The organism is Umezawaea sp. Da 62-37 (genome assembly GCF_032460545.1).
In the GTDB taxonomy this organism is placed as follows: domain Bacteria; phylum Actinomycetota; class Actinomycetes; order Mycobacteriales; family Pseudonocardiaceae; genus Umezawaea.
The window spans coordinates 4,769,970-4,782,973 of record NZ_CP135965.1; the positions used below are offsets into that span (position 1 = coordinate 4,769,970).

General features: G+C 70.3%; 12 protein-coding genes. 9 read left to right on the top strand and 3 right to left on the bottom strand.

Annotation, left to right across the window (positions count from 1 at the left end; all coding sequences use genetic code 11):
- Positions 1-6: 6 nt before the first annotated feature.
- The 6 genes from RM788_RS21455 (at position 7) to RM788_RS21480 (ending at position 5,034) form a co-directional block, all read left to right on the top strand.
- Positions 7-1,731, top strand: a complete 1,725-nt coding sequence (locus RM788_RS21455) for an AIPR family protein (protein WP_315933496.1) — start codon at positions 7-9, stop codon at positions 1,729-1,731.
- A gap of 107 nt (positions 1,732-1,838) precedes the next feature.
- On the top strand, positions 1,839-2,561 hold the full coding sequence (locus RM788_RS21460) for an ABC transporter permease (RefSeq protein WP_315933497.1): 723 nt from the start codon (positions 1,839-1,841) through the stop codon (positions 2,559-2,561).
- On the top strand, positions 2,554-3,351 hold the full coding sequence (locus RM788_RS21465; RefSeq protein WP_315933498.1) for an ABC transporter permease: 798 nt from the start codon (positions 2,554-2,556) through the stop codon (positions 3,349-3,351). Before RM788_RS21460 ends, RM788_RS21465 begins: the two co-directional genes overlap by 8 nt.
- Positions 3,348-4,352: an ABC transporter ATP-binding protein gene (locus RM788_RS21470; protein ID WP_315933499.1), complete on the top strand. Its 1,005-nt coding sequence runs from the start codon at positions 3,348-3,350 to the stop codon at positions 4,350-4,352. The genes RM788_RS21465 and RM788_RS21470 overlap by 4 nt, the downstream gene beginning before the upstream one ends.
- A gap of 19 nt (positions 4,353-4,371) precedes the next feature.
- Positions 4,372-4,770: a bacteriophage spanin2 family protein gene (locus RM788_RS21475; RefSeq protein ID WP_315933500.1), complete on the top strand. Its 399-nt coding sequence runs from the start codon at positions 4,372-4,374 to the stop codon at positions 4,768-4,770.
- Between the two features lie 72 nt (positions 4,771-4,842).
- Positions 4,843-5,034: a DUF1918 domain-containing protein gene (locus RM788_RS21480; protein ID WP_315933501.1), complete on the top strand. Its 192-nt coding sequence runs from the start codon at positions 4,843-4,845 to the stop codon at positions 5,032-5,034.
- 47 nt (positions 5,035-5,081) lie between these two features.
- Here the strand turns inward: RM788_RS21480 and RM788_RS21485 are convergent, their stop codons facing one another.
- Positions 5,082-5,894: an inositol monophosphatase family protein gene (locus RM788_RS21485; protein ID WP_315933502.1), complete on the bottom strand. Its 813-nt coding sequence runs from the start codon at positions 5,892-5,894 to the stop codon at positions 5,082-5,084.
- Positions 5,895-6,061: 167 nt separating this feature from the next.
- Positions 6,062-7,051, bottom strand: coding sequence for a malate dehydrogenase (locus tag RM788_RS21490; RefSeq protein ID WP_315933503.1), 990 nt, complete (start codon positions 7,049-7,051; stop codon positions 6,062-6,064).
- 117 nt (positions 7,052-7,168) lie between these two features.
- On the opposite strand from RM788_RS21490, the gene RM788_RS21495 reads away from it, so the two are divergent.
- From RM788_RS21495 to RM788_RS21505, 3 genes are all read left to right on the top strand, one after another.
- Positions 7,169-7,651, top strand: coding sequence for an RNA-guided endonuclease InsQ/TnpB family protein (locus tag RM788_RS21495; RefSeq protein WP_399344309.1), 483 nt, complete (start codon positions 7,169-7,171; stop codon positions 7,649-7,651).
- A 3-nt stretch (positions 7,652-7,654) separates the two neighbouring features.
- The gene (locus RM788_RS21500; protein ID WP_315933505.1) at positions 7,655-8,266 is read left to right on the top strand and encodes an RNA-guided endonuclease TnpB family protein; all 612 of its coding nucleotides are present in this window, start codon (positions 7,655-7,657) and stop codon (positions 8,264-8,266) included.
- A gap of 314 nt (positions 8,267-8,580) precedes the next feature.
- Entirely contained in the window at positions 8,581-9,192 is a 612-nt protein-coding gene (locus tag RM788_RS21505) for a pentapeptide repeat-containing protein (protein ID WP_315933506.1), read from the top strand.
- Positions 9,193-9,666: 474 nt separating this feature from the next.
- Here RM788_RS21505 and RM788_RS21510 read toward each other — a convergent pair whose 3' ends face one another.
- Positions 9,667-12,966, bottom strand: coding sequence for a TNT domain-containing protein (locus RM788_RS21510; protein ID WP_315933507.1), 3,300 nt, complete (start codon positions 12,964-12,966; stop codon positions 9,667-9,669).
- Between the last annotated feature and the right edge of the window lie 38 nt (positions 12,967-13,004).

A 13,004-nucleotide genomic window follows, 5' to 3' on the forward strand; every position in this document is an offset into this window, starting at 1 on the left:
ACGCCCGTGGACCTCGTCATCCAGGGACTGGTCAAGGAGTTCCAGGAAGTCCAGAGCCTCGCCGGGCTCCCGCAGAGCGAGGCGTTCGAGGCGTTCGCCGCCTACTGCGTGCTGAGCTCCTACTACGAGGGCGAGTTCAGCCCGGACGCCTTCCGCACCGGCGGCGGCAACGACCTCGGCATCGACGCGTTCGGCGTCCTGGTCAACGGCGACCTGCTGCACGACGCGGCGGACGTCCACGCGGCCGTGGACGCGGCGTCGAAACCGGACGTCCAGATCGTCGTCGTGCAGGCCAAGACCAGCTCCGGGTTCGAGACGAAGGTCATCTCCGACCTGGCGGAGAACCTGTGCCACGTCACGAGTTCCGAGCCGCTGCCCTACGAGGCCTCCGCGGACGTGCAGAACCTGCGCGACTGCCTGACCGCGATCTACGGCGACATCGGCAAGCTGGCCAGCAGGCTCCCGCAGCTGCACGTCCACTACGTGACCACCGGCGACAACGTGGCGGAGATGGTGGCGCAGAAGGCGCACTCCGCGGAGAAGCAGCTCACCGAGCCGGGGCTGTTCGAGGTCGTGGAGTTCCACTGCGAGGGCCGCGGCGACCTGCGCAAGCTCTACCGCCGGGCCACCACGAAGGTCGCGGCGACGTTCCCGATGCCCAAGAAGGTGTTCTTCCCCAAGGTGCCCGGTGTCGACCAGTCGTTGTTGGGCCTGCTGGCGGCGAAGGACCTCGTCGAGCACGTCCTCGGCGACGAGGCGGGGCGGCTGCGCAAGACGCTGTTCAACGACAACGTGCGCGACTTCCAGGGCTACAACGACGTCAACTCCGAGATCCGCGAGACGCTGCGCGACCCGGTGCGGCGGGAGCGCTTCGCCGCGCTCAACAACGGCATCACCATCGTGACCCGCGGGCTGACGGTCGTCGGCGACGAGGTCCACGTGGACGACTTCCAGATCGTCAACGGCTGCCAGACCTGCCACGTGCTGTTCGAGCAGCGCGACCTGCTCACCGACGCCGTCCACGTCAGCGTGCGGATCGTGCACTCCCAGGACGAGGACCTCATCAACGGCATCGTCGCCGCGACGAACCGGCAGACCGTGGTCACGGAGGAGGACCTGTCGGTCCGGGAGGACTTCCACCGGCTGCTGGAGGACTACTTCCACCGCGGCCGCGACAAGCAGCACTGCCTGTACTACGAGCGCCGCTCGAAGCAGTACAGCGAGGGCAAGCACATCGAGAAGACCCGCGTCATCACCAGGGCGCAGCTCACCCGCGCCTACGTCGCCATGTTCCTGGAGGGGCCCGCGCGGTCGGGGCACCTCAAGACGCTGCTCGCGGCCCGCGGCAAGGAGCTGTTCGCCCCCGACCAGCAGCCGATCCTCTACTACACCGCCGCGGCCGCGTTCTACCGCCTGGAGTGGCTGATCCGCAACCGCCGCATCCCCAACAGCTACAGCCCCGCGCGCTACCACCTGCTGTCCGCGATCACGCTGCGGCTGCTCGGTTCCGCCAAGGTCTCGCACTCGAAGGCCGCGCAGAAGCAGTGCGAACGGGTGCTCGACGTGGTCTGGGACCAGAACGAGTCGGAACGCCTGGTGCTCGAACTGCTCGACCCGCTCCAGCGGGCGATCGACGCCGAACTGGCGGGCGGCGTGCGACTCGGCGAGATGGTGCGCACCCAGCGCTTCGCCGACCGGTTCCGCCGCGAGGTGCTGGGGTCGGCGGGATAATCCGCTTGCCCCCGCCCGTAGCGTTGATCGACGTGCGTGCGTGGGGTTCGGGTCAGGCCCGGCTCGTGGTAGCCGGTTTCCGCAGGTATTCAACCTATCGACAAGCGATGATCGCGGGCACGACCACGAACGTGGTGTTCGGCCTGTTGAGGATGGCCGTGCTGCTGGCGGCGCTGGATTCCTCCGCCGGAGGGCGGATCGGGGACTACGACGTCGCCGCCACGGTCACCTACGTGTGGCTGGGGCAGGGGCTGTTGGCGTTCGTGGTGCTGTGGGGTGATTCGGCGCTGTCCGACCGGATCCGCACCGGGGACGTGGTGGTGGACCTCTACCGGCCGTGGGACCTTCAGTGGGCGCTGCTCGCGGAGGACCTGGGGCGGGCGGGGTACTGCGCGGTGACGCGGCTGGTGCCGCCGGTGGTGGTCGGGGCGCTGTTCTTCCCGTTCCGGTGGCCGTCGGCGGAGCGGTGGCCGCTGTTCGCGGTCAGCGCCGTGCTGGCGGTGCTGGTGAGCTTCGGGATGCGGTTCCTGGTGAACGCGAGCACGTTCTGGCTGCTGGACAACCGCGGTGTGGGGTCGCTCTACGGCGTGGGCACGGGAATCCTGTGCGGGCTGACGGTGCCGCTCGACTTCTTCCCCGACTGGGCCCGGTTCGCGCTGTGGTTCACGCCGTTCCCGGCGATCATGCAGAGCCCGATCGACGTGTTCCTGGAGCACGGGTCGCTGTGGCTGACGCTGGGGCACCAGGCGGTGTGGGCCGTCGTCCTGTTCCTGCTGGGCAAGCTGGTGCTCTCCAGGGCCGTGCGGAAGGTCGTGGTGCACGGTGGCTGAGGGCGTCTACCGCAAGATCTACCACGCGCGGCTGCGCGGGCAGCTGTCCTACCGGGCGTCGTTCCTGCTCGACTGCCTGGCGCAGGCGCTGGCCCAGGGCGGTGAGCTGGTGGTGATCCTGGTGCTGTTCAACCGGGTCTCGGCGCTGGGCGGGTTCTCCGTGGACGAGGTGCTGCTGGTGTACGCGTTCGCGGGCACCGCCTTCGGGCTCGCGGACCTGTTCGCGGGGCAGCTGGACAAGCTCCCCGCGATGATCCGGACGGGGACGTTCGACGTGCTGCTGCTGCGGCCGTTGGGGACCCTGCCGCAGCTGATGTCGTCGGAACTGCCGCTCAAGCGGCTCGGACGGGTGCTGGCCGGGCTGGTCGTGCTCGGGTACGCGTTGGCCCACAACGGGGTCGTGTGGACGCCGTGGTCGGTCGCCCTGCTGGCGGTGACGCCCGTCGCGGGCGCGGTGATCTTCGGCGGGGTGTGGGTCGTCGCGTGCTCGGTGTGCTTCTGGCTGGTCGACGGGCGCGAACTGGCGAACACCGTGACCTACGGCAGCAGCACGTTCACGTCGTACCCGATCAGCGTCTACTCGGGGTGGCTGCGGCGGCTGATGGCGTTCGTGGTGCCGGGCGCGTTCGTCGCGTACTACCCGGCGCTGGCGCTGCTGGACAAGGCCGACCCGCTGGGGGCGCCGGGCTGGCTGGGCTGGGTGGGGCCGGTGGTCGCCGCGCTGGTGGCGGCGCTGGCCGGAGTGGTGTGGAAGTTCGCCGTGCGACGCTACCGAGGGACAGGATCATGATCGAGGTGCGCGATCTGCGCCGGGAGTTCCGCGTGAGCCGCAAGGCGGGGTTCCTGCGGCGCGTCCACGAGACGGTGGCCGCCGTGGACGGGGTGAGCTTCGACGTGGCGGCCGGTGAGGCCGTCGGGTACGTCGGGCCGAACGGGGCCGGCAAGTCGACCACCATCAAGATGCTGACCGGCATCCTGGTGCCCACCTCGGGGACCGTACGGGTGTCCGGGGTCGACCCGTCGCGCGAGCGCAAGGAGCTGGCCCGGCGGATCGGGGTGGTGTTCGGGCAGCGCAGCCAGCTGTGGTGGGACCTGCCGCTGGCGGACAGCTTCGAGCTGCTCAAGGCGATCTACCGGGTGTCGGGGCCGGACTTCACCAGGCGTCTCGAGGAGTGCGTGGACCTGCTGGAGCTGGGCCCGTTCCTGTCGACGCCGGTGCGGCAACTCTCGCTCGGGCAGCGGATGCGCGGCGAGGTCACCGCCGCCCTGCTGCACGCGCCGGACCTGCTGGTGCTCGACGAACCCACGATCGGGCTGGACCTGGAGTCCAAGGAGCGGCTGCGCGAGTTCCTGGCCGAGCTGAACACCCGGCGCGGCACCACGTTGCTGCTCACCACGCACGACCTCGACGACATCCAGCGCCTGTGCCCCAGGCTGGTGGTGATCGACCACGGCACCGTGCTCGCGGACGGCCCGCTGGCCGGGCTGAGCGCGGAGGTCAGCCCGGAACGGGTGCTGGTGGTGGACCTGGAAAGCGCGGTGGAACCGCTGGGGGACCTGCCCGGTGTGGTGTCGGTGCGGACGGAACTGGGCGGCAGGCGGCAGCACCTGGCCTTCCGCCGGGACGTCACGACGGCGGCGGCGCTGATCGCCGCGGTGGCCGCCCGCGCGGAGGTGCACGACCTGTCCGTGGTGGAGCCGGAGATCGACGACGTCGTGCGGAGGTTGTACGCACGCCGCCACCCCGACCGGAGTGTCGGTAATGTCGGAGTTCCGCACGACAGTCGATGAACACGGAACTGGAGTCCCCATGCGCGGTTCACGGTCGGTGGCCACCATGACGCTCGCGCTCGGGCTGGCGTTCGCAGCCTCGGGCTGCGACGCGGTGAACGAGGCGACGAACGCCGCGAACTCGGTAGGTGACGCGGCCAACAAGGTCCAGCTCTGCGTCGACGCGGTGAGGCTGATGGGTTTCACGCCGGACCTGAGCAACCCGCAGGCCGCCGTGGACGACGCCCACAAGAAGGCCGAGGAGATGACGAAGCTGGCCGAGCAGGCGGGTGACACGACGCTGAAGCAGGCGCTGACGGACGCCTCGACCCAGTTGAGCAGCGTCACCCTCAGCGACCTCGACCCGGCGTCCGGGGCGACGTGGTTGCAGCAGAAGCTCGACAAGCTCAACGCCCTCAACTCCGCTTGCGCGAGCTGAAACCCACTCATGGTGGCCTGTTGCGCTCCGCTCCGGCGTCCTACTCTGGTGGCATCGGAGGTGCGATAAACAATGCAGGCACTAGTAGGCGACAGGCTGCACGTTCACAGTCGTGTCGTGGGTGTCGAGGAGCGCTTGGGCGAAATCCTCGAGGTCCGCGGCCGTGAAGGTGCTCCCCCGTACCTGATTCGCTTCGTGGACGGACATGAAGGCCTGGTGTACCCGGGCCCGAACTGCCTCGTCGAATCGCGTTCGGACAGCTGAGACTGTCGCCAAGGCCCACCGCGGCCTTGGCGACAGCACTCGGGGTTTCACGCCAACGCGGCCTCGATCAACGCCTCGGCCAGCTGGGGAGTGGCGGCGGCGACGCCGGACCAGCGCTTCGTGAGGTCGTGGTCGAAGGTGAACGGCCTGCCGTGCAGGTCGACCAGGACTCCACCCGCGGCGGGCACGGTGACCAGCGCCGCGGCCAGGTCCATGATCCGGTGGGTGTCCGACCCCGGATCGATGAAGGCGTCGACGGAACCCTCGGCGACGAGGGCCGTCTCCAGGCACGTCGTGCACAGCACGCGGATCCGGTCCGCCCGGTTCGCGATGCGGTGCCACGCCGCCTCGGTGCCGCGCTTGGGCCGCATCAGGCACACCGAGGCGCCGTCCAGCGCCGTGCGCCCCGTCGTCCGGTAGGGCGTCGGTTCACCGGCGCGCGCCCACCACGCCCGACCGGTGTCGAACCACACCGTCAACGCCTCGGTGGGCGTGCCGTCGACCACCACCACACCCGCGAAGCACGACAGCGGCACCCCGAGCGCGGCGTTGGCCGACCCGTCGACCGGGTCGATCACCAGGGTCACGTCGGAGCCGTTGTCGATGAACCCCGCCTCCTCGGACAGGAGGTTCGCGTGGTGCCGCGCGGCCGCTTCGGCGATGGCGCCCTCCACGAGCGCGTCGACGCGCATGGTCGGCGTGCCGTCCGCGCCGTCGGCCACCTCCTCGCGCAACTCCAGTCTCGGGTGCGCGAGCCGCGCCGCGCCGTAGGCCGCGGAGGCGGCACGGGCGGTGGCGGCGAGCGCGGGGTGCACGTCGGCGGGCAGTTCCGGTACCGGCACGGGCCAGGTGATGCGCAAGTGGCGTCTCCGTTCGCGAGGACTGGGCACAGCCGACGCTACGGGGGCGGGGTGGACTCGGCGATCAGCCGTCGGTGGGTGCGGGGGGTTTCGGCCGGGCGCTGGAAGGCTCCGAACGCGCTGAAGGGGGCGACCACGTGGGCCGCCCCCTTCGGGAAGAGCGTGGATCAGATCAGGCCGAGGGCCTTCACGGCGTCGCGTTCCTCGACGAGCTCGGCGACCGAGGCGTCGATGCGGCCGCGGGAGAACTCGTCGATCTCCAGGCCCTGGACGATCTCGTACTTGCCACCCTTGGCGGTGACCGGGAACGAGGAGATCAGGCCCTCCGGCACGCCGTAGGAGCCGTCGGACACGACCGCGGCGGAGGTCCAGTCACCCTCGGGGGTGCCGTTGACCCACGTGTGCACGTGGTCGAGCGCCGCGTTGGCCGCCGACGCCGCCGACGACAGGCCGCGCGCCTCGATGATCGCGGCGCCGCGCTTGGCGACCGTGGGGATGAAGGTCCCCTCCAGCCATTCCTGGTCGTTCACGGCCGCGGCGGCGGTGGTGCCGTTCACCTCGGCGTGGAACAGGTCCGGGTACTGGGTGGCGGAGTGGTTGCCCCAGATCGTCAGCTTCTTGATGTCGGTGACCGACACGTCGAGCTTCTTCGACAGCTGCGCGAGCGCCCGGTTGTGGTCGAGGCGGGTCATCGCGGTGAAGCGCTCCGCCGGGACGTCCGGGGCGTGCTGCTGCGCGATGAGGGCGTTCGTGTTGGCCGGGTTGCCGACCACCAGGACGCGGACGTCCTCGGCGGCACCGGCGTTGATGGCCTCGCCCTGCGGCTTGAAGATGCCGCCGTTGGCGGAGAGCAGGTCGCCGCGCTCCATGCCCTTGCTGCGCGGGCGGGCACCGACGAGGAGGGCGACGTTGACGCCGTCGAACGCGGTCTTCGCGTCGTCGGTGATGTCGATGCCGGCCAGCAGCGGGAACGCGCAGTCGTCGAGCTCCATGGCCGTGCCCTCGGCGGCCTTCACGGCCTGCGGGATCTCCAGCAGGCGCAGGCGAACCGGGGTGTCCGCACCCAGCAGGTGGCCGGAAGCGATGCGGAACAGCAGTGCGTAGCCGATCTGGCCGGCCGCACCGGTGACGGTGACGTTCACGGGCGTGCGGGTCATCTTGATGTTGGGCGCGGATACCCCCGCTCTCAGGCGGGGGAGGAAGCGCCCACTCCTCTCTCTGGACGTGGACTTGCATGAACTTGCGATATGGTGTAGGGAATGGTTCTCGGAGGTGTGAAGCGGTCATTCAAGTACCGGTTCCACCCCACCCCCGAGCAAGTCGATCAGCTCAACCGCACCTTCGGCTGCGTCCGCCTGGTCTACAACAAGGCACTGGAACAACGAGCCCGCGTCTACGCGACCGAGTCCCGGTCGATGGCCTACGTCCAGTCCTCGGCCGCGTTGACGAGGTGGAAGAAGAGCGATGACCTCGCGTTCCTCAACGAGGTGTCCTCGGTGCCGTTGCAGCAATCGCTGCGGCACCTGCAAAGCGCCTACGCGGCGTTCTTCGCGAAATGCTCCCGGCACCCGTCGTTCAAGTCGAAGCGGAAGTCGCGAGCGTCGGCGGAGTACACGCGGTCGGGGTTCACCTACCGCGACGGACATCTCACGTTGGCCAAGCAGGCCACCCCGTTGGACGTCGTGTGGTCCCGACCCCTGCCGGAAGGAACGACACCCTCGACCGTGACCGTTTCCCGTGACGCCGCGAACCGCTAGCACGTGTCCATCCTGGTCGAGGACCCCACCGTGCGGCCCCTGCCACCGGTCGCCCGCGTCGTCGGCGTGGACGCGGGTATCGCCACCCTCGCCGCTCTGTCCACCGGCGAGAAGGTCGACAACCCGTGTCACGAGCGGACCGGTCGCAGGAGGCTCGCCAAGGCTCAGCGCGTCTTGGCGAGGAGGACCAAGGGCTCGAACAACCGGGTGAAGGCACGGCTGCAGGTCGCCCGTGTCCATGCTCGGATCGCTGATCGGCGGCGGGATCACCTGCACAAGCTGACCGCTCGGCTCGTCCGTGAGAACCAAACGGTCGTGATCGAGGACCTCAGCGTCCGGAACATGCTGAAGAACCACAACCTGGCCCGCGCGATCGGCGATGCCGCGTGGTCGGAGTTCCGGTCCATGTTGGAGTACAAGGCCGGGTGGTACGGCCGGACCGTGGTGGTGGTCGACCGGTGGTTCCCGTCGTCGAAGCTGTGTTCCGACTGCGGGCACCGGGTCGAGTCGTTGCCGCTGGACGTCCGGGAGTGGGAGTGCCCGTGTGGTGCGGTGCACGACCGGGACGTGAACGCCGCCAGGAACATCCTCGCCGCCGGGCTGGCGGAGAGGTGAAACGCCTGTGGAGGGATGGTAAGACCCGAACCGCGCAAGCGGGGAAGGCACGGCCCGGTGAAGCAGGAACCCCTGACCGCGAGGTCCGGAATCCACGTCCTTCAAGGCGGCGGAGGAGGTCAAGAGCCTTCCCGAGGTCCAGGGGGCGGCGAGTCCTCGGGTGGCACGACCACTAGGCAGGGCAGACCTGTCAGCGGCGGTCTCTGCACCGGGACCGCGCACCGGGCGCTTTCGCCCGACTCGCGCAGGTTACCAACCGGCCGAAGTCGACCGCAGGTGCGGTGAGCAGCCTCTCAGGTGGTTAGGTGGTCGGCGTGGACGACTCGGTGATCATCGGCGAGGACTACGCCGACGCGGTCCTGTTCCAGGAGAAGTGGGAACGGCGGTCCTTCGAGCGGTGCGACTTCAGCGAAGCCGACATGCGGGGGTTGGTGACGAAGGGGTGCACGTTCACGAACTGCACCTTCGCGCGGACCGATCTCGGGGATTCGCGGCACACGGCCACGGCGTTCCGGTCCTGCGTGTTCGACCGGGCGGTGTTGGCGGGGTCCGTTTTCTCCTCGTGCAGTTTGTTGGGGTCTTCGTTCACGGCCTGCGTGTTGCGGCCGATCACGTTCCGGGAGACGGATCTCACGTTGGCCTCGCTGGCGGGGGTGAACCTGCGGAAGATGGATCTGCGGGATCTGCGGATGCGGGAGGCGAACCTGAGCGGGGCGGATCTGCGGGACGTGGATTTGAGGGGGACAGATTTGTTGGGGGCGCGGTTGTTGGGGACGGAGTTGGGTGGGGCGGATTTGAGGGGGGCTCGGTTGGACGCGAACGGGTGGGTGCAGGCGAAGGTGGCGGGGGCGACGGTGGATTTGGGCATGGCGATCGCGTTCGCGGCGGCGCATGGATTGGTGGTGGAGGAGATGGGCGGGGAGTAGGGGGGTGGCGGAGCCCGGCCCCCGGTGCGCGATTGTCTCAATGCCGCACCCCTGGTTGTCAAGGCGGGAAAGATGCCTTGACAACCAGGGGTGCGGCAGGAGGGCGCTGTGTATCGGGGGCAGGGGGAGGTCTGGCTCCGACATGATCGGGCTGGGCCGGTTTAGGGCACCTCGCTGCGCGTCGGCAAGGGCAATCAGGCTGCGCCTGACTTAGGGCACCTCGCTGCGCGTCGGTAGGGCACCTCGCTGCGCGTCGGCAGGGCGGCGGGCGCTCCGCGCCGGATGCGGGTGGCCGGCTGCGCCGATGGGGGTGTCGGGCTGTGCCCGAGTGATCCCTCGCTCCGCGACGGACTGAGCACCTCGCTGCGCGTTGGCCAGGCATTCTGGGCTTCGCCTTTGGACAAGGCGTGTACAACGACAAAGGCCTCCTCACCGATCTGGTCGGGTGAGGAGGCCTTCTTCGTCGTTTTACTGCTAGTGGTTCTTCGCTTCCTGGTGGGAGACCTCGATGAGGGCGCCGTCGGCGACCATGTCCTCTACGGAGTTCGGGAACAGGTAGGCGGTGCCGCCGCCTGGTTGTTCGAACCAGGGGACGGCTACGCCGGTCAGCACTTCGACTGTGCGGCGCAGGCGGTAGACGCGGTAGGCGCGGTTGATCCAGGAGGGGACGAGGGAGCGTTCTTCGAAGGGGGTGCCTGCGGCGTAGACGAGGTTGCCCGCTGGTTCGCCGAAGCGGTCGACCTCGAAACCGGCGGGTAGTTCGATCATCTTCTTGTGCCGGAAGAGGGTGAGCGGGGGCTCGCCGTTCATCGGCTTGATCGGCCAGCCGCGCTTGCCGCCCGCTTCGGCCTCGGCGCGTTGGGCCTCGGTGCGTTGCGGGGCCTCTGCGCGTTGTGGGAGGTCGGTGCGGGTGGCTTGCTGGGCGGGCAGGGGTTCGGGTCGGGGTTGTTCGACCCTGGGGAGTGGTTCGGGCCTGGGGGGTTCCACTCGGGGCAGGGGTTCCGGGCGTGGCTGTTCGACCCTGGGGAGTGGTTCCGGGCGTGGTTGTTCCGGGCGCGGGAGCGGGGCGACCTGGAGCGCCTCGGTCGGGCGTTGTGGCAGGACCGGGCGGCGGCCGTCGTCGCGGAAGCCGTTGGTGCCGGGGGGTGGGCCCTGGCCCTGAGGGGGGCGCATGTGCGGCATGGGCTGCTGGGGCGGCGGGGGCTGCCTGCGCGGGGTGCGGCGGCCGGTGAGGACCAGTTTGCCGATCAGGTAGGCGGCCGCGTCCTCGAGCCGGTCGAAGTGCGACGGGTTCTTCGGGCCGTGGTCGTGCCAGGCGACGACCCAACTGTTGCCCTCGGTGCGCAGGCCCCACGTGCGGTCCGCGGGCTCACCGATGCGGTACGCGGCGGGCGGCACGTCGAGGTCGTCGAGAGCCCGGCGGACGCCGGACAGCTCGCGTTCCTCCTCCGGCGTGACCTGCCGCGGCACCTCGGGCTCGGCGGGCGGCTGCTCCGCGACCGGCTCGATGTCGAACTGGGTTTCCTGGTCCACCTCGAAGCGGGTGGTGACGTCGGCGTGCCTCGGGTCTGGCTCGACCTCGAACTTCGGCACGACGTCGACGGGGTCCGCCTCGACGAGCGCTGGTTGTTCCACGACCGGGTCTTCGACGGGGAGCGGTTCCGGTTTCGGTTCCACCGGCAGCGCGTCGTCGAGCGGTTCCCCGGTTGAGCCGAACGGGCTCCAGGCGCCCGTTTCCTGCTCGACGCCCGCGCTCTCGTAGCGGTTCGGCGCGAACAGGTCCATGCCGTCGACGTAGGAGTCGCGGTGGTACCGGTCGTCGCGCACGGGCGTCGGTTCGTCGAAGTCGAACTGCACCCGGTAGGGCGGACCGTCCTGGGCGGCGTCGAACTGCCGCTGGTCGAACTCCGGCGCCTCCTCGGGCTCGGCCGCCGCGGGACGCAGGTCGACGAGGTCGACCAGGGTCGCTGTGTCCTCCACGTCCGAGGTGTCGGGCTCGTCGACCGGCATCGGCTCGGGCCTGGGCTCGACCAGCTGGTCCTCGGGCTTGAGCGCCGGGTCGGGCTCGTGGTCGTGGCTCGACTCCTCCACCGCGGGCTCGGAGCGGAAGGTGTGCTCCGGGTCGTGCCGGAACACCGGCTGGGCGTCGAAGTCGTCCGCGGGCTGGAACTCCGGGCCGGGGTCGGCGCGGAGCAGTTCCGGTTCGGCGTCCTCGGCGGGCTCGGGTTCGGGTTCCGCGTCGGTGTGCGGGGCCTGGAAGTCCGGTTCCGCGTCGAAGTCCGGCTTCGGCTGGAACACCGTCGGCGGCTGCTCGCGGAAGTCGGACTCAGGCTCGGACCTGGTCTCGGGCCTGCTCCCGGTTTCCGGCACCGGTTCCGGGAAGAAGTCCGGGGTGGGCTTGAACCCGGCGTCCGTCTTGGCCGCCGCCTCGGCGTAGAAGTCCGAGGCCGACTGCTCCGAAGACGACGGAGAAGAGGGCGACGCGGCCGTCTCCGGGAAGAAGGGCTCCTCGGTCCGGAACGACGACTCGGGCCGCGTGCCCGAGTCGTTGTAGAAGTCCGAGGCCGATTCGGCCGACGGCGTGAAGTCGACGGCGGGCTGGAAGACCGGGTCGGACTTGGCGGCGGACTCCGGGTAGAAGTCCGCGGTGGACTGCGCCGACGACGACGCGCCCGGTGCCGGGAAGAAGTCGTCCTCGGCCCGGAAGGAGGACTCGGGTTCGGTGCGGGCCTCGGGCTCCGGGGCCGCTTCCGGCTCGGTGCGCGCCTCGGGTTCCGGCTCGCCTTCGAGCACGGGCAGCGGCGCGGCGAGCGTCGCGTCCGAGTCGTAGCGGGACTCGGGGGCGCGGGTGTCCAGGAACGTCGTGGCCTCGGGGGCCTGCGGCTCCGGCGTCGGGGACGGGGTGGGCACGGCGGGCTTCGGCAGCGGCGTGCCGCGCGGAGCCGTGGGGGCTCCGAGGTTCGCCGCGGCGCCGACGCGGGCGTCCTCCGGCACCTCCGGCGGGTGGAACTCGGCCGCGCGGGCGCGCTCCACCAGCTCGGTCTCCGGCGGGATGCCGTAGGCGCGCAGGTAGTAGCCGACCGCGGCGGGCCAGATCCAGTGGCCGTCGGTCTGGAAGGCGACCGGCACGACCGCGGGGGCCTCCGGGTCGAGCACGTCGGCGTCGAAACCGCCGCGGCCGACCACGGCGACCGGCGCGCCGTCCAGGTAGCCCAGCAGCAGGTCGCGCTCGTGGTCGGGGACCGGCGGGCGGTTGACCGACGGACGGCCGTCGGCTCCCGCGCCGTCGAAGACCCGCGCGGTCCGGAAACCGCGCGGCGGCGCCGGGACCGCGGGCGCCTGCCCGGCGGGCAGCCACTTGCGCAGCCAGTCCGGGATGTTCTCGTCGGCGCGCGGGAAGAACCGCATCTCGTCGACGTAGGCCTGCGGCGGCGGCGGTGTCTGCCACTTGGGCTCTGTGCGGTCGAAGTCGAGGTTGTAGCTGGCCGGGTGGTCGAGCTGGTAGCGGGCGTTCGACCAGCTGCCACGGCCTTCGCGGTGCATGCCTGCGCGCAGGCGCGCGAACAGCGCGGGCACCTCCTGCGGGGGCGCCCACACCTGCACGCCCCCGTCCGCCGTCCGCACCTCGGCGGACAACTCGAAGTAGCGACCGGTCGCGCGGTAGTCCGCGATGACGTGCTGCCAGCCCTCGGGGGCGGCGCGCATCAGGGTCAGCCCGATCTGCTTGACCAGAGCGTCCTGCTCTGTCGGGTTCAACGGCTTCGGCTCGGACACACCAACATCTTCCCCCGCGACTCCGCGTACCGGAACGA